Source organism: Amycolatopsis sp. NPDC003676, from assembly GCF_053587275.1.
The window spans coordinates 19,224-40,170 of the sequence record NZ_JBSFNS010000010.1; the positions used below are offsets into that span (position 1 = coordinate 19,224).

General features: G+C 70.0%; 25 protein-coding genes. 11 read left to right on the forward strand and 14 right to left on the reverse strand.

Translation table 11 applies throughout. From position 1 onward, the window contains the following. The first annotated feature begins 18 nt into the window (after positions 1 to 18). Positions 19 to 444 carry a VOC family protein gene (locus tag ACWDNU_RS08625; RefSeq protein ID WP_449668328.1) on the forward strand — a complete coding sequence of 142 codons (426 nt, stop codon included), beginning with the start codon at positions 19 to 21 and terminating at the stop codon, positions 442 to 444. Continuing rightward, the gene (locus tag ACWDNU_RS08630; RefSeq protein ID WP_449668329.1) at positions 441 to 758 is read left to right on the forward strand and encodes a YdeI/OmpD-associated family protein; all 318 of its coding nucleotides are present in this window, start codon (positions 441 to 443) and stop codon (positions 756 to 758) included. Before ACWDNU_RS08625 ends, ACWDNU_RS08630 begins: the two co-directional genes overlap by 4 nt. Before the next feature lie 29 nt (positions 759 to 787). On the opposite strand, the gene priA is transcribed toward ACWDNU_RS08630, so the two are convergent. Together priA and hisH are read right to left on the reverse strand one after the other, a co-directional pair. After that, positions 788 to 1,519 carry a bifunctional 1-(5-phosphoribosyl)-5-((5-phosphoribosylamino)methylideneamino)imidazole-4-carboxamide isomerase/phosphoribosylanthranilate isomerase PriA gene (priA, locus tag ACWDNU_RS08635; protein WP_116202272.1) on the reverse strand — a complete coding sequence of 244 codons (732 nt, stop codon included), beginning with the start codon at positions 1,517 to 1,519 and terminating at the stop codon, positions 788 to 790. A 152-nt stretch (positions 1,520 to 1,671) separates the two neighbouring features. Further along, positions 1,672 to 2,295 carry an imidazole glycerol phosphate synthase subunit HisH gene (gene hisH, locus ACWDNU_RS08640; RefSeq protein WP_370940527.1) on the reverse strand — a complete coding sequence of 208 codons (624 nt, stop codon included), beginning with the start codon at positions 2,293 to 2,295 and terminating at the stop codon, positions 1,672 to 1,674. A 131-nt stretch (positions 2,296 to 2,426) separates the two neighbouring features. On the opposite strand from hisH, the gene ACWDNU_RS08645 reads away from it, so the two are divergent. Further along, positions 2,427 to 2,612 carry a hypothetical protein gene (locus ACWDNU_RS08645; RefSeq protein WP_370939174.1) on the forward strand — a complete coding sequence of 62 codons (186 nt, stop codon included), beginning with the start codon at positions 2,427 to 2,429 and terminating at the stop codon, positions 2,610 to 2,612. A gap of 33 nt (positions 2,613 to 2,645) precedes the next feature. Here the strand turns inward: ACWDNU_RS08645 and ACWDNU_RS08650 are convergent, their stop codons facing one another. Together ACWDNU_RS08650 and ACWDNU_RS08655 are read right to left on the reverse strand one after the other, a co-directional pair. After that, positions 2,646 to 3,536: a transketolase family protein gene (locus ACWDNU_RS08650; RefSeq protein WP_449668330.1), complete on the reverse strand. Its 891-nt coding sequence runs from the start codon at positions 3,534 to 3,536 to the stop codon at positions 2,646 to 2,648. After that, on the reverse strand, positions 3,536 to 4,234 hold the full coding sequence (locus ACWDNU_RS08655) for a thiamine pyrophosphate-dependent enzyme (RefSeq protein ID WP_449668331.1): 699 nt from the start codon (positions 4,232 to 4,234) through the stop codon (positions 3,536 to 3,538). The genes ACWDNU_RS08650 and ACWDNU_RS08655 overlap by 1 nt, the downstream gene beginning before the upstream one ends. Positions 4,235 to 4,288: 54 nt before the next feature. On the opposite strand from ACWDNU_RS08655, the gene soxR reads away from it, so the two are divergent. The 3 genes from soxR to ACWDNU_RS08670 are packed head-to-tail and all read left to right on the forward strand — an operon-like array spanning position 4,289 to position 5,593. Then, the gene (gene soxR / locus ACWDNU_RS08660) at positions 4,289 to 4,750 is read left to right on the forward strand and encodes a redox-sensitive transcriptional activator SoxR (RefSeq protein WP_370939178.1); all 462 of its coding nucleotides are present in this window, start codon (positions 4,289 to 4,291) and stop codon (positions 4,748 to 4,750) included. A gap of 46 nt (positions 4,751 to 4,796) precedes the next feature. Beyond that, positions 4,797 to 5,339, forward strand: a complete 543-nt coding sequence (locus tag ACWDNU_RS08665) for an RNA 2'-phosphotransferase (protein ID WP_449668332.1) — start codon at positions 4,797 to 4,799, stop codon at positions 5,337 to 5,339. A gap of 35 nt (positions 5,340 to 5,374) precedes the next feature. Next, positions 5,375 to 5,593 (forward strand): hypothetical protein, encoded by a 219-nt coding sequence (locus ACWDNU_RS08670; protein ID WP_449668333.1) that lies wholly within the window; start codon positions 5,375 to 5,377, stop codon positions 5,591 to 5,593. A 103-nt stretch (positions 5,594 to 5,696) separates the two neighbouring features. On the opposite strand, the gene ACWDNU_RS08675 is transcribed toward ACWDNU_RS08670, so the two are convergent. Then, positions 5,697 to 6,512 carry a class I SAM-dependent methyltransferase gene (locus tag ACWDNU_RS08675; protein WP_449668334.1) on the reverse strand — a complete coding sequence of 272 codons (816 nt, stop codon included), beginning with the start codon at positions 6,510 to 6,512 and terminating at the stop codon, positions 5,697 to 5,699. Between the two features lie 62 nt (positions 6,513 to 6,574). Next, entirely contained in the window at positions 6,575 to 7,153 is a 579-nt protein-coding gene (locus ACWDNU_RS08680) for a TetR/AcrR family transcriptional regulator (protein WP_370939182.1), read from the reverse strand. 197 nt (positions 7,154 to 7,350) lie between these two features. Here ACWDNU_RS08680 and ACWDNU_RS08685 point away from each other — a divergent pair, with 197 nt between their 5' ends. After that, complete coding sequence (locus tag ACWDNU_RS08685; protein WP_449668335.1) at positions 7,351 to 9,534, forward strand: MMPL family transporter; 2,184 nt, start codon at positions 7,351 to 7,353, stop codon at positions 9,532 to 9,534. 44 nt (positions 9,535 to 9,578) lie between these two features. Continuing rightward, the gene (locus tag ACWDNU_RS08690; protein ID WP_449668336.1) at positions 9,579 to 10,223 is read left to right on the forward strand and encodes a GNAT family N-acetyltransferase; all 645 of its coding nucleotides are present in this window, start codon (positions 9,579 to 9,581) and stop codon (positions 10,221 to 10,223) included. Between the two features lie 737 nt (positions 10,224 to 10,960). Here the strand turns inward: ACWDNU_RS08690 and ACWDNU_RS08695 are convergent. After that, on the reverse strand, positions 10,961 to 11,119 hold the full coding sequence (locus ACWDNU_RS08695; protein ID WP_162836028.1) for a hypothetical protein: 159 nt from the start codon (positions 11,117 to 11,119) through the stop codon (positions 10,961 to 10,963). Positions 11,120 to 11,136: 17 nt separating this feature from the next. Between ACWDNU_RS08695 and ACWDNU_RS08700 the strand changes: the two genes are divergently transcribed. Further along, positions 11,137 to 11,874 carry an MBL fold metallo-hydrolase gene (locus ACWDNU_RS08700; protein WP_449668337.1) on the forward strand — a complete coding sequence of 246 codons (738 nt, stop codon included), beginning with the start codon at positions 11,137 to 11,139 and terminating at the stop codon, positions 11,872 to 11,874. Positions 11,875 to 11,958: 84 nt separating this feature from the next. On the opposite strand, the gene hisB is transcribed toward ACWDNU_RS08700, so the two are convergent. The 3 genes from hisB to hisD are packed head-to-tail and all read right to left on the reverse strand — an operon-like array spanning position 11,959 to position 14,986. Further along, positions 11,959 to 12,558, reverse strand: a complete 600-nt coding sequence (gene hisB, locus ACWDNU_RS08705; RefSeq protein ID WP_370939187.1) for an imidazoleglycerol-phosphate dehydratase HisB — start codon at positions 12,556 to 12,558, stop codon at positions 11,959 to 11,961. Beyond that, positions 12,555 to 13,664, reverse strand: a complete 1,110-nt coding sequence (locus ACWDNU_RS08710) for a histidinol-phosphate transaminase (RefSeq protein ID WP_449668338.1) — start codon at positions 13,662 to 13,664, stop codon at positions 12,555 to 12,557. The genes hisB and ACWDNU_RS08710 overlap by 4 nt, the downstream gene beginning before the upstream one ends. Further along, positions 13,661 to 14,986, reverse strand: a complete 1,326-nt coding sequence (hisD, locus tag ACWDNU_RS08715; protein ID WP_449668339.1) for a histidinol dehydrogenase — start codon at positions 14,984 to 14,986, stop codon at positions 13,661 to 13,663. Before hisD ends, ACWDNU_RS08710 begins: the two co-directional genes overlap by 4 nt. An 84-nt stretch (positions 14,987 to 15,070) precedes the next feature. On the opposite strand from hisD, the gene ACWDNU_RS08720 reads away from it, so the two are divergent. Further along, positions 15,071 to 15,865 (forward strand): carbon-nitrogen hydrolase family protein, encoded by a 795-nt coding sequence (locus tag ACWDNU_RS08720; RefSeq protein WP_449668340.1) that lies wholly within the window; start codon positions 15,071 to 15,073, stop codon positions 15,863 to 15,865. A 7-nt stretch (positions 15,866 to 15,872) separates the two neighbouring features. On the opposite strand, the gene ACWDNU_RS08725 is transcribed toward ACWDNU_RS08720, so the two are convergent. From ACWDNU_RS08725 to eccB, 4 genes are all read right to left on the reverse strand, one after another. Then, positions 15,873 to 16,946, reverse strand: a complete 1,074-nt coding sequence (locus ACWDNU_RS08725) for a TIR domain-containing protein (RefSeq protein WP_449668425.1) — start codon at positions 16,944 to 16,946, stop codon at positions 15,873 to 15,875. After that, complete coding sequence (locus ACWDNU_RS08730) at positions 16,943 to 17,596, reverse strand: response regulator (protein ID WP_116202251.1); 654 nt, start codon at positions 17,594 to 17,596, stop codon at positions 16,943 to 16,945. Before ACWDNU_RS08730 ends, ACWDNU_RS08725 begins: the two co-directional genes overlap by 4 nt. Further along, a complete protein-coding gene (locus tag ACWDNU_RS08735; RefSeq protein WP_370940528.1) occupies positions 17,593 to 18,243 on the reverse strand; it encodes a response regulator in 651 nt (216 codons plus the stop codon). The genes ACWDNU_RS08730 and ACWDNU_RS08735 overlap by 4 nt, the downstream gene beginning before the upstream one ends. A gap of 62 nt (positions 18,244 to 18,305) precedes the next feature. Further along, positions 18,306 to 19,712 carry a type VII secretion protein EccB gene (eccB, locus tag ACWDNU_RS08740; protein WP_449668341.1) on the reverse strand — a complete coding sequence of 469 codons (1,407 nt, stop codon included), beginning with the start codon at positions 19,710 to 19,712 and terminating at the stop codon, positions 18,306 to 18,308. A 152-nt stretch (positions 19,713 to 19,864) separates the two neighbouring features. On the opposite strand from eccB, the gene ACWDNU_RS08745 reads away from it, so the two are divergent. Then, complete coding sequence (locus tag ACWDNU_RS08745; RefSeq protein ID WP_449668342.1) at positions 19,865 to 20,947, forward strand: type VII secretion protein EccE; 1,083 nt, start codon at positions 19,865 to 19,867, stop codon at positions 20,945 to 20,947.

Here is a 20,947-nt window from a genome sequence, read left to right on the forward strand (position 1 = left end):
GCAGACAAGGAACCCGACATGCTTCGAGGACTCAGCACCGTCACCTTCTACTCCCCCGACTTCGAGGCGGCGAAGCGCTGGTACACCGACCTTCTTGGCGTCGCGCCGTACATGGACACCCCCGCGTACATGGAGTGGCGCATCGGCGATTACCAGCACGAATTCGGCATCGTGCACAGCTCGTACGCCACCAGCGAACTCTCCCGGACCGCCGACCTCGCCACTGTCGGGCAGCCCGCGGGCGCGGTCGTCTTCTGGCACGTCGAGGACGTCCCGGCGACGCTGGAGCGCGTCGTCGCGATGGGCGCGAAGGTCCACGACGCCCCGCGCGACCGCGGCACCGGGTTCATCACCGCGTCGGTGATCGACCCGTGGGGCAACGTCCTCGGCCTGATGTACAACCCGCACTACGTGTCGGTCCGGGAAACGCTGGTGCGGGCATGATGATCTTCAGCGACGCCGCGTCGTGGCGGGACTGGCTGGCCGAGCACCATGATTCGGCCGCCGAGGTCTGGGTGGTGCTGGCGAAGAAGGGCACGCCCGGCCTCACCTACGAGCAGGCGCTGCAAGAAGCGCTCTGCTACGGCTGGATCGACGGCCTGACCCGCCGCCGCGACGGGTCCACCTACACCCAGCGGTACACGCCGCGACGGCCGAAAAGCCCTTGGTCAGCACGAAATCTCGCCCGAGCCGAGCTGCTCCGGAAGGAAGGCCGGATGCAGCCTGCCGGACAGCTCGCGCTCGACCGGGCAGCGTGATTTCCGTTGCCCGGCACCAACTCCCGCCGTCAGCGAACGGCGGCGAGAGCCTCCGGCAGGGTGAAAGCGCCCGCGTACAGCGCCTTCCCGACGATGGAGCCTTCGACACCGTCGGACGCCAGCCCGGCCAGCGCGCGCAGATCGTCCACACTGGACACTCCGCCGGAGGCGATGACCGGCGCGTCGGTGCGGGCGGTGACCTCGCGCAGCAGCTCCAGGTTCGGGCCCCGCAGCGTGCCGTCCTTGCTCACGTCGGTGACGACGTACCGGCTGGCCCCGTCGCGGTCGAGCCGCTCCAGGACCTCCCAGAGGTCGCCGCCGTCGGACGTCCAGCCGCGCGCGGACAGCCGGTGCCCGGCCTCGGTGATCCGCACGTCGAGCCCGATCGCGACGCGGTCGCCGTATTCGGAGACGACCTTCGCCGTCCAGTCCGGGTCCTCGAGCGCCGCGGTGCCGAGGTTGACCCGGCGCGCGCCGGTGGCGAGCGCCGCCTCGAGCGACGCGTCGTCGCGGATGCCGCCGGAGAGCTCCACCTGCACGTCGAGCCGCTTGACGACGTCGGCGAGCAGCTCGCGGTTGCTGCCCTTGCCGAACGCCGCGTCGAGGTCCACCAGATGGATCCACTCGGCACCGTCGCGCTGCCACTGCAGGGCCGCTTCGAGCGGGCTGCCGTAGGAAGTTTCGGTGCCCGCCTCGCCCTGGACGAGTCGGACCGCCTGGCCGTCGGCAACATCAACTGCGGGAAGGAGCGTGAAAGTCACGCGCACAGACTATGCGGCGGGGTCGGGCGCACCGTCCGGGGGATATCCGCTCGCCCCGACGGCGCCGGCGAGCTAGGCGGTACGGCGGGGGATGAGGCGCCGACAACGTGAGCAGCGGCACATCCTCCTGCCGCAGCAGAGTTCTTGCCCGCTTACGCCAGCGTGCCCAGCCAGTTGCGCAGCAGCTGCGCCCCCGCGTCGCCGGACTTCTCCGGGTGGAACTGGGTCGCCCACAGCGGGCCGTTCTCCACCGCGGCGACGAAATCCTCGCCGTGGTTCGCCCAGGTCACCTTCGGCTGCTGGCCGGCGAGGCCGGAGTCCAGCTCCCACTTCCGCGCGGCGTAGGAGTGCACGAAATAGAACCGTTCCTCCGGGTCGATCCCGGCGAACAACTGCGAATCGGCGGGCGCGCGGACGGTGTTCCAGCCCATGTGCGGGAGCACGTCGGCGTGCAGGCGCTCGACCGTGCCCGGCCATTCGCCGGTGCCCTCGGTCTCCTCGCCGTGCTCGACGCCGCGCGAGAACAAGATCTGCATGCCGACGCAGATGCCCAGCACCGGACGTCCGCCCGCCAGCCGTTTGCCGATGATCCGGTGCCCGTGCACGCCCAGCAGCCCGCTCATGCACGCGGAGAACGCGCCGACGCCGGGCACCACGAGGCCGTCGGCTTCGAGCGCGGCGTGCGGGTCCGCGGTGACCTCCACCTCGGCGCCCGCGCGCTCGACGGCGCGCTCGGCGGAGCGGAGGTTTCCGGAACCGTAATCGAGGATCACCACACGAGACACGCCTCCGAGCGTAGTCCCCCGGAGAATTTCGTTCCGAAGCCGTTTCGTTCTCTCCCCGATCGGGTACCCATCAGGCTATGCGTGGGCGCCGCCGGCGCCCCCGGACCCGGAAAGAGGACGAAATGTCCGAGTCCGATCTGCTGTGCCGGATGTTCCAAGCATGGCGCGAAGACATCGACAGCGTGCCGTTCCCGCAGTTCAGGGAGCTGACGATCCCGCCGCAGAAGACCCGTGCGGAGATCGACCTGGCGCGCCGGTCGACCGCGCGCACGGCGAACCCCGTGCGGCGCGCCGACGGCGGCTGGTGACCGCGAGCGGTTGCCCGCTGCCGGAATCCCGCTTTATCCGGTGAAAAATTCCTTGAGGGACAACGCGATCGAACCGGCGTCGAGCCCGTGCACGAGATCGTGGTCGGCGAGCGTGCCGTAGATCCGCACCTCGGTGTCCCGCCGGGTGCCGAGGTTCAGCAGCCGGTGCGGCCGGTCGGCCAGCGCGTCGGCGACGCAATGCGCGGACGTTCCCTTGAGATACGGCTCCACCAACGCCACATCGGCGACGTCGGTCACCGCGGCACGCAGTCCCTCGGCGTCGAACGGACGCACCGTCGAGGTGTAGAGCACCGTCACGTCCATGCCCTCGGCCGCTTCCAGCACCCGGTCCAGCATCGGGCCGACCGCGATCACCACGCCGCGCGTGCCGGTGCGGATCGTCTGCAAGCCGACGCCGAGATGCGGCACGGAATTCTCCTGCGCGGACAGGCGCAGGTACGTCCGGCTGTCCCCCGGCACCGAATCGAGCAGCAGCCGCCGCGCTTCCTCGGGATGGCCGGGAACGTGCACGTACCAGCCGGGCAGGGAATCGATCAGCGCGACGTCGCCGGGAGCCTGATGCGTGCGGCCTTCCATCGGCATGTCGTAGGAAGCGCCGTACGACACCAGCACCGCGCCGAGTTCCTGGTGGCTGAGATCCAATTTGATCTGTTCGAACGCGCGCTCCACGAGGAACGCGTTGAATGTATGGACAATTGGCCGCAACCCGGCGAGCGCGAGGCCGGCGCCGGTGCTCACGAGCAACTGCTCGCGGATCCCGACATTGATCACCCGGTCCGGATGCCGTCGCGCGGCCTCGGCGAGCGACGCGGCCGAGATGTCGGCGAGGACGACCGCCACGTCCGGGTCGGTGGTGATGATTTCTTCCGCGGTGGACAGGAAGGTTTCCCGCATGTTCGGCATCAGTGCGCGCCTTTCGGTTCCACGACGGCGACGACCGCGAGCGGCCGTCCGGGATGAGGGGTGGTGAACGCGTCGTACAGCGCTTCGTGGTCGCGACCGGACACCGTTCGCACGGCCCAGCCTTCCGTTTCGAAGCGGCGTGCGATGCCGCCTGGCCAGCCGTGGGACGAGGACTGGTTGTCGATGACCACGGTGGTCAGCTTGTCGAGCCCGAGCCGCGCGGCGACGACGATCGCCTCGTGGTTGGAACCCTCGTCGAGTTCGGCGTCGCCGATCAGCGTGACGATGCGCGAGCTGAACCGGCGGGCGCGCAGGCCGAGCGCGGTGCCGATGGCGATCGGCAGGCCGTGCCCGAGCGAACCGCTGGAGATTTCGACGCCGGGCGCGCGCATGCGGTCGGGATGATGGCCGAGCCGCGAACGCGCCGAACTCCAGTCGGCGAGTTCGTCCTCGTCCAGCCAGCCTTTCGCGACGAGCACCGCGTAGTACGCCATCGGCCCGTGCCCCTTGGACAGCAGGAACCGGTCGCGCCCGGGCTGGCGGGCGGTCTCCGGGCCGAGGCGGAGGACGCGGTCGAACAGCACCCACAGGACGTCCACTGTGGACTCCGCGGCCGCGTGGTGTTTGTCGTCGCCGGTCATCAGCGAGATCAGCCGGGGCAGGTCCGCGTAGCCCGGCTCGTGCGTCGTCGTGGTCATGTCCTCGACCATGCAACCTCGACCAAACTGAAGGTCAAGCGCTAACCTGAAGCAATGACGAGGTTGGCGGACAAGCTGAGCATCGGGCAGGTCGCGGAACGCAGCGGAGTCCCGCACACGGCGCTGCGGTTCTACGAGGAGCGCGGTCTGATCACGTCCGAGCGCTCGGCGGGCAACCAGCGCCGCTACGCGCGCTCGGTGCTGCGGCGGATCGCGTTCATCCGCGCCGCGCAGCGGGTCGGGCTGTCGCTGGAGGACATCAGCGCGGCGCTGGAGACGCTCCCCGCGGACCACGCGCCCACGAAGGCGGACTGGGCGCGGCTGTCGCGCGAATGGCAGACCGAACTCGACGCCCGGATCGACGCGCTGCAGCGGCTGCGCGACCGGCTGACCGGATGCGTCGGCTGCGGTTGCCTGTCGCTGCGCAGCTGCGGCCTGTACAACGCGGACGACGAACTCGCCCGCTTCGGCCCCGGCGCCAGCAAACTGCGCCCGGTCATGGAGGGCGGCATCTGAATTCCGTTGCGCGCCAGGGCGTCAGTGTGGGTTACTTCGGGTTGCAATGAACGAGAAATATCGAACCCGGGTATCGAAACGACTGTCCCGGCACCTGCGCCACGATCCCGGTGGACTCGGCCTCACCCTCTCCCCCGGCGGCTGGGTCCCGGTCGCCGAGCTGCTGGCGGCACTGGCCCGGCACCAGTTCCCGGTGAGCCGCGCCGAGCTGGACGAGGTCGTCGCGAACTGCGCGAAACAGCGGTTCGCCTTCGACGAGACGGGGACGTTGATCCGTGCGAGCCAGGGGCACAGCGTCAGCGTGGATCTGGCGCTGTCCGACGCCGTGCCACCGGAAATCCTCTTCCACGGCACGGCGACGCGATTCCTGCCGTCGATCTGGGCGGAGGGTCTGCGCCCGATGAAACGGCACGCGGTGCATTTGTCGGCGACGCGCGAAACGGCGTGGAAAGTCGGGTCGCGGCACGGGAAACCGGTGGTGCTGACGGTCGCGGCCGGGGAGATGGCCGCGCGCGGGCACGCGTTTCAGGTGAGCGACAACGGGGTGTGGCTTACTTCGGCGGTTCCGGCGGAGTTTCTGGCTGAGTAGCGCATACTGAGTCCGTCGCGACGGAGGAGGTGGCCATGCCGGAGTACACGATCGTCCGGTGCAGCCAGGGCCACTATTTCTCCACGATCTGGCTCCCGCTCGTGTCGTTCAAGGCGATCCGGCTCGGCGACCGTCGGTTGCAGCGCTGCCCGGTGTGCCGCCGTTTCCGCTCCGTCGTCCGGGTTTCCGCGGATCAGTTGAGCACCGAGGAACTGCGCGCGGCCGAAGCGCTGAAGGACTCCCGGCTGCCGTAATCCGCCCCAGCGAGGGTAATTGAGGGGAACCCTGAGGGAATCTGATTCCCTCAGGGTTCCCCTCACGTACTTTTACGAGAGCCCCACGAACATTTCCGCCGCTTCAGCCGGTTTCGGTGACGCGGCACAGGATTTCCCCGTGCGGAATCGAGAACCAGCCGTCCGGATCCGCCGCCCACGCCCGCCACGCTTCGGAGATCTCGCGGAGGTCTTCGGCGGCCGCGTACCCGCCCGCGACAGCCTGCTCGGCGATCTTGGAGTCCAGGATCCGGTCCGCCCACATGCCGCCCCACCACGCTCGTTCCTCCGGCGTGGAATGGCACCAGATGGAGGCACTCGGCTTGACGTCGCGAGCGCCCGCGGCGTGTGCCCAGGCCATCAATCGCCGTCCGGCGTCGGGCTCGGAACCGTTGCCGTGCGCGACCGCGCGGTAGACCTCCAGCCAGCGGTCCAGTCGCGAGTCCGCGGGCCACCAGAACGCGGCGGCGTAGTCGGTGTCGCGGGCGGCGACGACACCGCCGGGCTTGGCCAGCGCCAGCATGTGCCGCAGCGCTTCCACCGGTTCGGTCAGGTGCAGCAGCACCTGGTGGGCGTGCACGACGTCGAATCGGCCGAGTTCCGGGGCCGTCGTGATGTCGGCGCGCTCGAACCGGACATTGGACACGCCCTCGCGTTCCGCGTGCGCTCGTGCCTGCTCGAGAACGGCTTCCGACAAATCGATGCCGAGCACCTCGCCAGGGGCAACTCGGCGGGCGATGTCCACCGTGATCGTCCCAGGACCGCAGCCGACGTCCAACACGCTCCGCCCGGGAAGCAGCTCCGGCGCGAGGTAGGCCGCCGAATTGTCGACGGTGCGCCAATGTTGTGAGCGTACGACGCTTTCCGCGTGCCCCTGCCCGTAGCTGCTTTCCGAAGGCATGCTTCGAGATTAGGAGCAGGTTCCCAAATAGTGCAACAGACTTCTCAGAATTCGAGAAATGCTCAGCAGACCCGGCGGCGCGGCCTGCCCAGCAGCCGCCTGCCCACCCGCACCAATTCCCGGCGCAGGGTTTCGTCGTCCACCTCGGCCAGGTCGGGAGCTCCGCCCGCCATCGCGATGCCGGTGAACGCCACGATCGCCGTCACGCGAGCGGTCACGTCCAGCTCCGGCCCGCCGGCCACGATCGAGATCAGCGCCTGTTTGAACCCTTCGACGCCGTGCGCCGATTTCGCGAGCGCCGCGTCGATGCCCGGGTCGCTGGAGAACAGCGCGACCAGCACCCGGTGCCGCACCACGAGATCGACGAAACCGTCCAGCAGATGGTCCACCCGCGCGCCGTGCCGAGGATGCTTCGCGGCCTCGACGACCAGCTGGTCCAGCTCCCGGATGCCCGGCTCCGCGACCGCCTCGGTGATCTCCGACTTCGTCTTGAAGTGGTAGTACACCGCGGCCTTCGTGACGCCCAGCTCGTCGGCGATCATCTGCAGCGACGTGCCCTCCACGCCGTGCTCGGCGAACAGCCGCAGCGCAGTGGCGAGCAGCCTGGTGCGGGTGTCCGCGACCGGTTCGACGGTCGTCATCGCGCCCTCCTCCTCAAGCGGAGTGCGCTGCTCCGCAGCACATCATGATACTAGCCGAGCGACTAGCCCGACACTTGCCGTGCGGCTAGTCACATCCTAGCCGATCGGCTTGGCAGCTCCTTGCCGAACGGCTAGCTTCGAAAGGGCGATTCCAGTGCGGAGAGCCCGCTTCTTCGGGCGCGAAACGGAGACGACTCGTGGCACCCTTCCTGTACCGGCTCGGCAGGCTGTCGTTCCGCCGCCGGGCCCTCGTGGCGGCGGTCTGGGCGCTTGTCCTCATGGCGTTGGGCGCGGGCGCGCTCACGCTGTCGGGCAAGCTGTCGGATTCGGTGACCATTCCCGGCACCGAATCGCAGCAGGCGATCGACCGGCTGGCCGAGCACTTCCCGCAGGCCGCGGCGGGCGGCGGCACCGCGCGCGTCGCGATCGCCGCGCCGGACGGGCAGAAGATCACCGACCCGGCGGGCCAGGCAGCCGTCGAGGGCGTGGTCGGCAAGCTGAAGTCCGCGCCGAAGGTGGCCGGGGTCGTCGACCCGTTCCAGGCCAAGTCGGTTTCTCCGGACGGCCGGGTCGCGCTCGCGCAGGTGAGCTACCAGGTCAAGGGTTTCGAGCTCAGCGACAGCGACCGTCAGGCGCTGCTCGCGACCGGCGATCACGCGAAGCAGCTGGGATATCAGGTCGAGTACGGCGGCGACGCGGTGCAGGGCATCCCGGCGACCGGAGCCACCGAAGGGCTCGGCGTCGCGGTCGCGGCGGTCGTCCTGATCATCACTTTCGGTTCGCTGCTGGCCGCCGGGATTCCGTTGCTGACCGCGTTGATCGGGGTCAGCGTCGGGATGGCGGGCATCATGCTGGCGTCGGGTTCGATGGAGCTGAACTCCAATACTCCGGTGCTGGCGTTGATGATCGGGCTCGCGGTCGGCATCGACTACGCGCTCTTCATCGTCTCCCGTTACCGGCACGAGCTAGCCGAAGGCCGCGAACCTGAGGAAGCCGCCGGTCGGGCTGTCGGCACCGCGGGTTCTGCCGTGGTGTTCGCCGGGCTCACCGTGATCATCGCGCTCGCCGGGCTCACTGTCGTGGGCATTCCGTTCCTGGGCCAGATGGGCGTTGCCGCTGCGGCGACTGTCGTGGTGGCCGTGCTGATCGCGCTGACGCTGCTGCCCGCCGTGCTCGGTTTCGCTGGCGCTCGCGTCGGTAGCAACAAGATCCGCGTACGCCGTCGCACCGAGGGCCCGACGCACGGCGAACGCTGGGCGCGTTTCGTTGCGCGGCACCGGGTTCCGGTCCTGCTGGCTGCTCTGGTGGGTCTGGCGGTCGTCGCGATTCCCGCGCTGAGCATGCAGCTCGGCCTGCCCAACGACTCGACTGCCGCGCCGGACACCACGCAGCGCAAGGCGTACGACCTGGTCAGCAAGGGCTTCGGCGAGGGCGCGAACGGACCGCTGCTGGTCGTCGTCGACACCGGCCCGAACCACAATCCCGAGGCGCTGAAGCAGGCCGCCGCGGACATCGGCAAGCTGCCGGACGTCGCCGCGGTGACGCCGCCGAAGGTCAATCCCGCTGGGGACACCGCCGTGCTCACCGTGATCCCGAAGAGCGGCCCGAGCAGCACGCAGACCGAGGACCTCGTGTCGGCGATCCGCGCGCAATCCGCGCCGCTGCAGGAAAACACCGGCGGCAGCCTCGCGGTGACCGGCCAGACCGCGGCCAACATCGACGTCTCGCAGAAGCTGTCCGACGCGATGCTGCCCTATCTCGCGCTGATCGTCGGGCTGGCGTTCCTGTTGCTGATGCTGGTGTTCCGGTCGGTCGTGGTGCCGCTGAAGGCGACGCTCGGGTTCCTCGGCTCGGTGGTCGCGACGTTCGGCGCGGTCGTCGCGGTGTTCCAGTGGGGCTGGCTCACCGACCTGCTCGGCGTCGCCTCGACCGGCCCGATCATGAGCATGCTGCCGATCCTGCTCATCGGCGTCCTGTTCGGACTCGCCATGGACTACCAGGTGTTCCTGGTGACCCGGATGCGCGAGGAACACGTGCACGGGGCCGAACCGCAGGAAGCGATGGTGACCGGGTTCCGGCACGGCGCGCGGGTCGTCGTGGCGGCCGCGCTGATCATGATCTCGGTGTTCGCCGGGTTCGTGCTGGCCGAGTCGACGCTGATCCAGTCGATCGGGTTCGCGCTGGCCTTCGGGGTGCTGGTGGACGCGTTCGTGATCCGGATGACCATCGTGCCCGCGGTGATGTCCCTGCTCGGGCGCGGCGCGTGGTGGCTGCCGAAGTGGCTGGACCGGATCCTGCCGAACGTCGACGTCGAGGGCGAGGGCCTGGTCCGCGAGCTCGGCACTCCCGGCGACGACGAACGCGAACTCACGCGCGTCTGACCTTTTGCCGGATTTTTGTCGGTGGTGGTTCGTACCCTGGTTTCATGATCGAAGACACGGTGCGGACGTGGGTAGCGGGATGGGCGTTGTCGCGGCAGACACCGCCGCCGGTCGAGAAGCCATGGGGGCTTTTCGTCGAGGTCCCGGACAATCCCGCGGAGGTCGGCAGGCACGTCCTGCCGGTGGCTGAGGAATCGCTGGTCCGCGCAGCCGCGGGCGCGGTCAGCGAACCTCGGACGTGGCTGAAAACGCCCGCCGAACCCGAGACTCTCGAGCCGTGGATGCCGGAGGGCTGGATCGTCGCCCGGCAGGAAACCGGCCATCTGATGGCGACGGATCTGCTGGCGACGAACCCGGTCGCGCCGGAGGGCTACACCGTGACGGCGGAGATCAGCGGAGCCGTCACGTTCCTCCGGGTGCTGGACGCGTCGGGCGAGCAGGCGGCGAAGGGCCAGATGGCGAGGGTCGGCGATGCGGTGATCGTCGACCGGGTGGTGACCGAGGAGACCCACCGGCGACGCGGACTGGGCGGTTTCGTGATGCGCACGCTGGCCGATCGTGCGGTCTCGGACGGTGCGGTGCTTGGCGTTCTCGGGGCCACCGATGCTGGGCGGGCGTTGTACGAGACGTTGGGGTGGAAGAAGCACGCGACGTTGGCGGAGTGCATTTATCAGCCGTTGGAATCGTAGGTCGTTGGAGGGCTCGCGGTCGTTAGGGGGAAGCTGGGGTTAGTTCGCGGGGAGGGCGGGCATTGGCGGTGGGGAGGGCCCGTGTCAGGCGTGGAGAACCGCGCGTTCGTCGTGGGGAGAGCTCGCGTTGGGCACGGAGATCCGCACGTTCGTCGCGGGGCCACATCCGGCGCGGGGCCACGTTCGCCACGGGGCCACGTCCGGCGAGGGGCCATGTTCGCCACGGGCCACGTTCGCCACGGGGCCACGTCCGTCGCGGGGCCATGTTCGTCGCGGGGCCACGTTCGCCGCGGGGCCACGTTCGCCGCGAGGCCCTGTCCGGTGCGGGCCACGTCCGGCGCGTGCAATGTCCGCGTCAGGTGCGGAGAACCACGCGTTCGCCGTGGGAAGAGCCCGAGTCGGGCACGGAGAGCCGCACGTCCATCGGCGGGCCACGTCCCGGCGGCGGGCCACGTCCAGCGCGTGCAGTGTCCGCGTCAGATGCGGAGAACCGCGCGTTAGCCGCAGAGAAAACCCGGCCAGGTGCGGAGAGCCGCACGTTCGTTGCGTACATGGCCCGCGTCAGCCGCGGAGACGTGCACGTTCGCTGCGGGAAGAGCCGCCACAAGTGCGAAGAGTCGCGGGAAAGCCCGCGTTAGGTGCAGGGGTGCGCGTTAGTCGTGGAGACACGGGCATCCGGTGCGGAGCCGCGTCAGTCGCGGAGAAGCGCGGGGCAGGCGCGAGAAGGTCTGGGCCAGTCAGCTGACGAGCCAGGCGATGGCCCCGCCGATCGCCAGCACTGCCGCGATGCCCAGCACCACGGCGAAGAACTTCGCGGTCTTCCACAGCGAGTAGACCCCGCCGGCCAGGAAGCCGCCGAGGGCCAGCAGCAGGACCGCGATCAGCTCTTTGCTCACAGGGGTTAGCGTGCCACATGGCCTTCACCGTGACGGTACTGGGCAGTGCGACGCCATACCCGCGCCCGGACGCTCCGTGCTCCGGGTACCTGGTGCGCCACGAGGACACCGCGATCTGGCTCGACGCCGGGCCCGGCACCCTCGCTGCCCTGCAGGAACACGTCTCGCCGGCGGAGCTGGACGCGATCTGGATCTCGCATCTGCACGCGGACCACGTCGCGGATCTGTTACCGGCGGTGTACGCCCTGTTGTTCGCTGATCTGCGCCTGCGACGGCCGATCCCGCTCTACGGCCCGCCGGGGACCGCGGCGCGGATCTCCGCGTTTCTGAGCAACACCGGCCGCGCGCCGATCGAGGAGGCGTTCGCCGTCCGGGAACTGCACGACGGACATCGCACCCGGGTCGGCGGCCTGCGACTGGAGACGGTGGCTGTGTCGCACGGGTTCCCGGCGTTCGGGGTGCGGATCACTGACGGGGAGCGGACTTTCGCGTACTCCGGGGATACCGGCCCGTGCGAAGCGCTGTCGACGTTGGCGGAGGGGACGGATCTGTTCTTGTGCGAGGCGGACAGCATCGAACCGTCCGCGGAACACCTGACTCCGGCAGAAGCAGGCCGCGCGGCTGCCGGAGCCGCACGGCTGGTGCTCACGCATCTCGGCCACACAGTCACCGCCCGCGACGCGGTTCGCCTTGCGGCGGAACACTTTCCCGGGCCAGTGGCCTATGCCGCGCCGCGCACGGTGTTCCGCGTGTAAACCCGCCAATGCCGGAAACTGCGGTCGTGAGGGGAACCCTGAGGGAATCTGATTCCCTCAGGGTTCCCCTCACGGACTTAGCCGTTAAAGCACGCCCTTCGTGGACGGAATCCCGCCAGCCCGAGGATCCGGTTCCGTCGCCGCCCGCAGGGCCCGCGCCACGGCCTTGTACTCCGCTTCCGCGATGTGGTGCGGGTCGCGGCCGTGGATGACCCGGACGTGCAGGGCGATCTGCGCGTGGAACGCCAGCGAGTCGAACACGTGCCGGGTCAGGACGAAGGGGTAGTTGTTGCCGATGGTGAACGTGTTGTACTCCTCCGGCTCCCCCACGTGCACGCAGTACGGGCGGCCGGAGACGTCGATCGCGGCGTGGGCGAGGGTTTCGTCCATCGGGATCCACGCGTCGCCGAAGCGGCGGATGCCGCTCTTGTCGCCCAGGGCCTGGCGCAGCGCCTGGCCGAGCACGATCGCGGTGTCTTCGACGGTGTGGTGGGCGTCGATGTGGACGTCGCCGGTCGCCTCGACCTTCAGGTCCAGCGAGCCGTGCACACCGAACGCGGTGAGCATGTGGTCGTAGAACGGCACACCAGTGGCGATCTCCACCTGGCCGGTCCCGTCGAGGTCCAACTGGACCAGGATGGACGACTCCTTGGTGGTGCGCTCTATTTTGCCGACGCGGCTCATCGCTTGACTTCCTTACTCGCTTCGAGGAAAGCGTCGTTCTCTTCCGGGGTGCCGATGGTCACCCGCAGGTGCCCCTCGATGCCCACGTCCCGGATCAGCACGCCGTGGTCCAAATAGGACTGCCAGCTGGCCGGCGCGTCGCTGAACTGTCCGAAAAGGACGAAGTTGGCGTCGCTCGGCACCGGGGTGAAACCCAAGCCCAGCAAGGCTTCCACGACGCGGTCGCGTTCGGCGGAGAGCCGGTGCACCGACGCGAGGGTGGCGTCGGCGTGCCGGAGGGCGGCTCGGGCGGCCGCCTGGGTGACCTTGGAAAGGTGGTACGGCAAGCGGACGAGCTGCAGTGCGTCCACAATGGCCGGTGCGGCGGCGAGGTAGCCGAGCCGTCCGCCGGCGAAGGCGAACGCCTTGCTCATCGTGCGCGAAACGATCAGCTTCGCCGGGTACTCCGCGATCAGCTCGATCGCGCTGGCCTGCGAGGAAAACTCCGCGTACGCCTCGTCCACCACGACGATCCCGGGAGCCGCGTCGAGCACGCCGCGCAGCTGGTCCAGCGGGATCGACCCGCCGGTCGGGTTGTTCGGGCTCGTCACGAAGACGATGTCCGGCTTGCGCTCGGCGACCGCTTCCGCCGCCCGCGCGGTGTCGAGCGAGAAGTCCGCGCGGCGCGGCACCGGCAGCCAGTCGGTGCGCGTGCCGGTCGCGATGATCGGGTGCATCGAGTACGACGGTTCGAAGCCCAGCGCGGTGCGGCCGGGGCCGCCGAAAGCCTGCAGGATCTGCTGCAGGATCTCGTTCGACCCGTTCGCCGCCCAGACGTTGGATTCGGACAGCACCACTCGCGTGGACACCGTCAGGTAGTCCGCCAGATCGGTGCGCAGCGCCACCGCGTCGCGGTCCGGGTACCGGTGCAGCGACGCGGCTTCGGCACGGACGGCCTCGGCGACGTCGTCGACCAGCTCGGGCGGCGGCGGGTACGGGTTTTCGTTGGTGTTGAGCCGGATCGGGACGTCCAGCTGCGGCGCGCCGTACGGGGTGCGGCCCCGCAGGTCCTCGCGCAGCGGGAGTTCGGCGAGGGTGACCTCGCCGCCGGGGATGGCTTCGTTCATCGGCCGTCTCCTTCGAAACGTGCGGTGACGGCTTCGCCGTGGGCGGGCAGGTCTTCGGCGTTCGCGAGCGAGACGACACGGGGAGCGATTTCGCGCAGGGCGTCCTCGGAGTAGTCCACGACGTGGATCCCCTTCAGGAAGCTCTGCACCGACAGGCCCGAGGAGTGCCGCGCGAACCCGCCGGTGGGCAGCACGTGGTTCGAGCCCGCGCAGTAGTCGCCCAGCGAAACCGGGGCGTACGCGCCGACGAAAATCGCCCCGGCGTTGCGCACCCGGGCAGCCACTTCGCGAGCGTTCGCGGTCTGGATTTCCAGGTGCTCGGCGGCGTACGCGTCCACCACGCGCAAGCCGTCGTCCACAGTGGACACCAGGATGATGCCGGACTGCTTGCCGCCCAGCGCCTGGCCGACGCGCTCGGAGTGCTTCGTCGCGGCTGCCCGCTTCGCCAGCTCGCGGTCTACGGCGTCGGCCAGCTCCTCGGAGGTGGTCACCAGGACGCTCGCGGCCAGCGGGTCGTGCTCGGCCTGGCTGATCAGGTCCGCGGCGACGTGCGCCGGGTCGGCCGTCTCGTCGGCGAGGATCGCGATCTCGGTGGGACCGGCCTCGGAGTCGATGCCGATCACGCCGCGGACCAGGCGCTTGGCCGCGGTGAGGTAGATGTTGCCCGGTCCGGTGACGATGTCGACCGGGGCCAGCTCGGCGCCGTCGGTGTCGACGCCGCCGTACGCGACCAGCGCGACCGCCTGCGCGCCGCCGACCGCCCAGACCTCGTCCACGCCGAGCAGCGCGGCCGCGGCCAGGATCGTCGGGTGCGGCCGACCGCCGAACGCGGCCTGCGGCGGCGAGCACACGACCAGCGAGCGCACGCCGGCCAGCTGCGCCGGAACGACGTTCATCACCACGGTCGACGGGTACACCGCCAGCCCGCCCGGCGCGTACAGGCCGACGCGGTCGACCGGCACCCAGCGCTCGGTGACCGTGCCGCCGGGGACGACCTGCGTCGTGACGTCCTTGCGGCGCTGGTCCGAGTGCACCTTCCGGGCGCGCTTGATGGACTCCTCCAGCGCGGCGCGGACCTGCGGGTCCAGCTCGGACAGTGCCTTGGCCAGCTCCTCGGCGGGCACCCGGACCGTCTCCGGGCGCACCTTGTCGAACCGCTCGGTGAACTCGAGAACCGCCTCGACTCCGCGATCCCGCACGGCCTCGACCACCGGCCGGACATGATGCAGCGCCGCGTCCACGTCGTACTCGGCGCGCGGAAGCGCGGCACGGAGCTCGGCAGCGGAGGGGACCTGCCCGCGCAGGTCGGTGCGGTTCAACATGGACACCAGGGTACGAGGTGGCCCGCGCGGTCCCGGCAGGGATACTCGGTGTCGACCCGCTGTCCCCGGACCAGGGAGGCTCGTGTGCCCCGGATCGCGTTGTGCCAGCTCAACTCGGGCGACGCCCCGGAAGAAAACCTGAAAACGGTTCGCTCCGGCGTGGAGGCCGCCGCGGCGGCCGGAGCCAGGGTGGTGGTGTTCCCGGAGGCGACGATGGCCCGCTTCGGCCGCCCGCTCGCCCCGGTGGCCCAGCAGCTGGACGGCCCATGGGCGTCAGCGGTGGCTTCCGTCGCGGCCGAGCACGACGTGCTGGTGATCGCGGGGATGTTCACGCCCGCGGACAACGGGCGGGTGCGGAACACGCTGCTGGTCACCGGGCTGGGGCAGCATCTCGGGTACGACAAGATCCACCTGTACGACGCGTTCGGGTTCGCGGAGTCGGACACTGTCGCGCCGGGGTTGGAGGTCGTGACGTTCTCCGCGGAGGGGACGGTGTTCGGCGTCGCCACCTGCTATGACCTGCGGTTCCCCGAGCTGTTCCGGCGGCTGGCCGACGACGGGGCGGACGTGGTGGTGGTTCCGGCTTCGTGGGGCGCCGGGGCCGGGAAGCGGGAGCAGTGGGAAGTCCTGGTGCGGGCGCGTGCCCTGGACTCGGGCTGCTGGGTGGCGGCTTGCGGGCAGGCTGATCCTGCGGTGACCGGGGTGGAGGTCAATCCGAAGGCACCGACCGGGATCGGGTACTCGCTGGTGGCGGACGGGTTCGGGCGCGTGGCGGAGCAGGCTGGAGCCGGGGTGGAGATGCTGGTGGTGGATGTCGATCCGGAGGTGGCCGGGAAGGCTCGAACGGCTACTGGGGCGTTGGCGAATCGGCGGCTGTAGCCGGGAGTCAGCTCAGCAGGTGCAGTTCGAACGCCTCGAAAGCGCGATCGTACTGGGCTGACGCCTCGGGAGAGATTTCCAGCGGGAGGTTCAGCCGGATCGTGACGTCCTCGCCGTTGAGCAGTTGCCCGTGCAGCGGGTCCATGCGATCACGGAACTCGTACACGAAAGACCTCAACCGCTCCACGGGCTGGTGTGCGAACCGGGCGAGCGCCGCGAAGACTTCGTGGACTTCGTCCGACTCCGTCGCGTAGCCGCGGAGCCGGTAGGACCAGTCCAGGAATGACTCATAGACGGCGACGTAGCGGCTTGCCATGTGGATTATCCGAGGCACATCCCCGCCTTCGGCGAACGCGGAAGCGTGCGCGTCCGCAGAAAGCACCGCGGCGAAAATCCTGGTCACGCTGATCACTGTCGCGAGTTCCCGTTGGACGGTCGCCTGAACCTGTTCGACCGGCACGTACTCGGCCGGATGGGAAAAGCCCATGCGATGATCGAGATAGGCGTCGTGCAGCCGCTCGACCCCGTGAACCAGTTCATAAGAGAAAAGCAGATATCCCCAGCCTGGCGGTCGTTCGCCGATCAGCACCGTGGCTTCGTGTTCGTTGCGCGGAACGTACCCGTTGAACCTGCCTCCGCCCACCGCGGCGGCACTGCCCAATTTCTCGCAGATCGCACCCGCGATGCCGCTCGCCCCGACGATGTTCCCGTCCAAGTAACTGATGCTGTCCCGGACGCCGTCGAGCTGGGTCGCGTCCAAACGCACCGGAAGCAAATATGGTTCCGGCTGATTGATCGCCCGCAACAGCACGCTTCGCCGCTCGAACCTCGTCCACGGTTTGGCCGCGTAATGCCGGGAAACGAACATCACGGCGTACCGTGCGCGTTCTTCGTAAATCTTCGGCAGGTACTCGGTCAGATCTTCGCCCCAGAGCGAAACCTGTTCGTCCTGGTCGTAGAACACCTTGTACCCGGCGTCGTTCACTTCGCGGACGACAGCCTCGACGAACTCGCGGTCTTCTCCGGCGAACGAGACCGCGACGTCGTAGTCGTAGGCCCGGACCGGCTCTCTCGCGGTCAGCGGAGCAACCCTTCCCGGATCGCCACCCGGACGAACCCCGCCCTGCGCCGCTCCCCCGTCTTGTCCCGGATCCGGTCCAGATAGGACCGCACCGTCCGGACGCTGATGTCCAGGATCTCCGCGACGTCGACGTCCCGCTCCCCCGCCGCCACCAGGCGCAGGACCTGTTTTTCCCGCTCCGACAGCACGATCTTCGGCCCGGCGTGCCGTTCGTCGCTGTCCTGGATGATCATCCCGGCCAAAGTAGGCGAGACGTACGCGTTGTCCTCCGCGATGGTCCGGATCGCGCGCAGCAGCTCGTCCCCGTCGACGTCCTTCGACAGGAATCCCTTGGCACCGGCCTGCATCGCGCCGAGGACCTCGGGCTGTTCCGCGTGTGCGGACACCACGAGCACCTTGTGCCCCATCTGCCCCACCTCGAGCACCGCGGCCGCGTCCTGGACGCCGCGGAGTTTCAGGTCGAGCACGACCACGCTGCCCGGCGGCTGGTCCTGGACCGCGAACCGCGCCACGGAGTCGGCTACCGCGACCAGTTCGATGTCCGGCGCCTCGTTCAGCACGCGCGCTACCGCGTCCCGGTACAGCGGGTGGTCTTCGATCACCCCGACCTGGATGGGTCCGCTCCGGCGCCGCCCCTCGTCGGCTTTCACCTCAGTGTTTCCTTCCCCACCAGGCCGCGGCGGATCGCTTCCTTCACGAGGCCGGGGCGCCGCCGTTCGCCGGTCTTGTCGCGGATCCGGTCGAGATAGCCGCGCACGGTGCGGACGCCGATGTCGAGGATCCGCGCGATGTCGACGTCCCGTTCCCCCGCCGCGACGAGCCGCAGCACCTGCACTTCGCGCGGCGACAGCTCCATTTCCGGCCGCGTGACCGGGCGGTCGGTGTTGTCCTTGATGATCATTCCCGCGACGACGGCCGACACGTACGCGCCGCCGCCCGCGACCGCGCGGATGGCGATGAGCAGTTCGTCGACGTCGACGTCCTTCGACAGGAATCCCTTGGCGCCGGCGGCGATCGCGGCGAGCACCGTCTCCGGTTCGGCTTGCGCGGACACGACCAGCACGTGATGGCCCAGCTCCGCGACCTCGAGCACCGCGGCCGCACCGGCGACGCCGGGCAGGCCGAGATCGAGGAGGACGACGCTGCCGGGCGGCTGGCGCGCGACGTGGAAGCGGGCGACCGAGTCGACCACCGCGCCCAGTTCGACGTCCGGCGCTTCGATGAGGACGCGTTCCACCGACCGGCGGTAAAGCGGGTGGTCTTCGATCACGGCCACCTGGACGGTGCCGGGAGCCAACGGTTCCGGCTCCGGCTCCCCTACGCCGCTGGGTCGCTGCGCTGTCGTGGTCACCGGCTCGCTCACCCCGTCCCCGCAGGCTGCCCGGCCACGGCGGGATCGAGCGCGGGACCGGTCGGCATCAGCGCGAGAAGCCCGCCCGCGACCGGATGCCCGGACCCAGAACCGTAGCCCAGCGACGTGAGCGCCGTCCCGTTCGCCACCGGATATTTTCGTCCTGTGTCCGTGACGAGATAAATCGTGCCGGACCCGGCGTCCGTCGCGACCGCGCCGCGCGAGGGCGGGACGTAGACGACGTCCGCGACCCGGGCGTCCGTCCGGCTCTGCACCGGCAGCGCGCGGGCGCCGGACGGGACGGGGAGATCCGCCGAGACCGTCACGCGGCCGTTCTGCGCGCACAGGGTCACCGCGCTGCCGGTGATCGGCGCTTTGCCGGGGATCCGGTCCGGATACGCGGCGGGATCCGCGCCGCCCGGGCGGGATTCGCTGACCTTCTTCACCGACGCGACGTCCGCGGCACGCACCCGCGCGGGTTCCTGCCGGCCCGAATACGCCGATTCGTTCGCCGAGGTAGCGACGAGCAGCGCGGCCTCGGTCTGGCCGACGGGTTCGAGACCGTCCGGGCGGACGAGGTAGTAGGTCGAGGCGTTGGCGGGCGCGGCCATCGGGTCGACGACCGACAGCACCTGGCCGACGCGTGTCTCCTGCGTTCCGACGCGCGGGCCGCGGTTTCCCGCGCCGTCCACGGGGATCTCGCCGAGGTCGCGTCCGGCGGGCACGGTGTCGATCCAGCGCGCGGACACGGTGATCGTCGGGTAGCTGTCGAATTGCAGGGCTGCCGCGGCGGTGTCGCTCAGCCGGTACCGGTGGCCGCCCGCGAGGAGGAACCGGCCGCCCTGCGGGACGCGGACGATCACACCCGAATCGCGCGGCAGCTCGACCCCGGACGCCGCCGCTTCCAGCAGCACGGCGACGAGCGGTTCGGCCGAGGCGGGCGCGTCCTGGGTGGTGCGGCTGCAACTGATCCACGGGGTGGTGATCAGCGTGCTGGGCAACGAATCCGGCGCGCCGACGATCCCGATCTGCGTGCCGCGCGGGGCGGTGCCGAGCTTTTCGGCGGGCACCGTGACGGTCTCATGGCCGTTGCCGCCGGCGAGCAGCCGCGCGGACGCGTAGTTGAGCACCGGGTGCACCGCGCCGTCCGCGCCGAGCACGAATCTCGCGCCGCTGTCGGCTTCCACGATCACTTTGCCGCCGGCCAGCCAGTCCTTCCCGCCGGACGGGCTGACCAGGCCGATCACCCCGAATACCGCCGTCACGAGCAGCGCCGCGCCGACGCCGAGCACCGTGCCGAGCACGAGCCGGCGGCTGGGCGACACCGGATGGTTGGCGTCCGCGGCGACGAGCGCGGACACGAGACGGCGGCGCAGGAACTGGTACGCCTGGATCTGGTCCCGCTGCGTCCACACGCTGTCCCGGCCCCCTGGAGATCACATCCGCTTCTCGCGCAGGCTAGACAGCTCCTCCGACGCGCACGAGGGTAATTTTTACGCCCACGCGCCCGCGCGAGGACGCTAGCGTTCGCGGGGCCGGGTCGCTGCCCGGGGAAGAGGGGAATGCGTTGTCCGTGTCCGCGCCGCCTGCCCCGGCTCATGCCCGCGCACCCGGGACGCCCGGGATTTCGGGCACCGCGCCGTGGCCGTGGCTGCTGCCGATCCGCCCGCTGCAGGCGGCCGGGTGGGAGATCGCCGCGCTGGCGCTGCTGCTCGCGTTCACCGTGCACGGCCTGGCCCAGCCGGTGCGGATCACCGTCGCCGCGCTGGCCGGGCTGCTGGTGGTGACGACGTCGGTGCGGGTCGCCGGACGGCATTTCGCCGGATGGGCGTGGACGTGGCTCGCGCATCGCCTGCGCCGCCACGACAGCCGTCGCGACAGTCCCGACGCCCTGCTGCGCATCGCCGGTCCGGTGAAGGTCCGCCAGCACGTCGACCGCGCGGGCAACCGCTTCGGCGTCGCCGAGGTCGACGGCGACTGGAGCGCGATCGTCCGCCTCACCCCTGGTGCCGGCGAGCCGTCGACGGACGAGCTGCTGGCGATCCTCCGCACGACGTTCCAGAACACGGACATCCCGCTGGCCGCCGTGCAGCTGCTGACGTGGGCGGTGCCAAGGGATTCGCGCGTGTACCGGGTGCGCTGGCTCGCGGTGCGCTACCGGCCTGAGGACGCGCCGATCGCCGCCCTCGCCCGGGGTGGCGGTGAGCTGGGGGCGTTGCGGAGTACCGCGAGTGCTGCGTTGAGCTTGATGGTGGCGCTGGCAGAGTCGGGGTATCCGTCGACGGTGCTGGAGGCTGGCGAGCTGACCAACGAGCTTCGGGTGGCGTTGGGGGTTTCGACCGGCGACCCGCGCTCCGACGGGGATTTGTGGCGTGCGTGGAAGTGGGGCGGGCTTACGCAGACGTGCTACTCGCCTCGGTCTGCGCGGGGTCTCTCGCGGACGCTGGGGGTGGCGGTGCCGGGGGCGGCGTTTACCGCTACTTCTGCGACGTTGCGGCGGACGCCGGGTGGGCGGGAGGAGCTTGAGCTGACCATTCGGGTGGGGGCTCGGGCGGAGGAAGTGCCGGTGCCGCAGGGGGTTTCGGTGGTTCCGCTGCATGGCGAGCATGGGGCGGCGGTGCGGCGGACGTTGCCGCTCGCGCTCACCTGA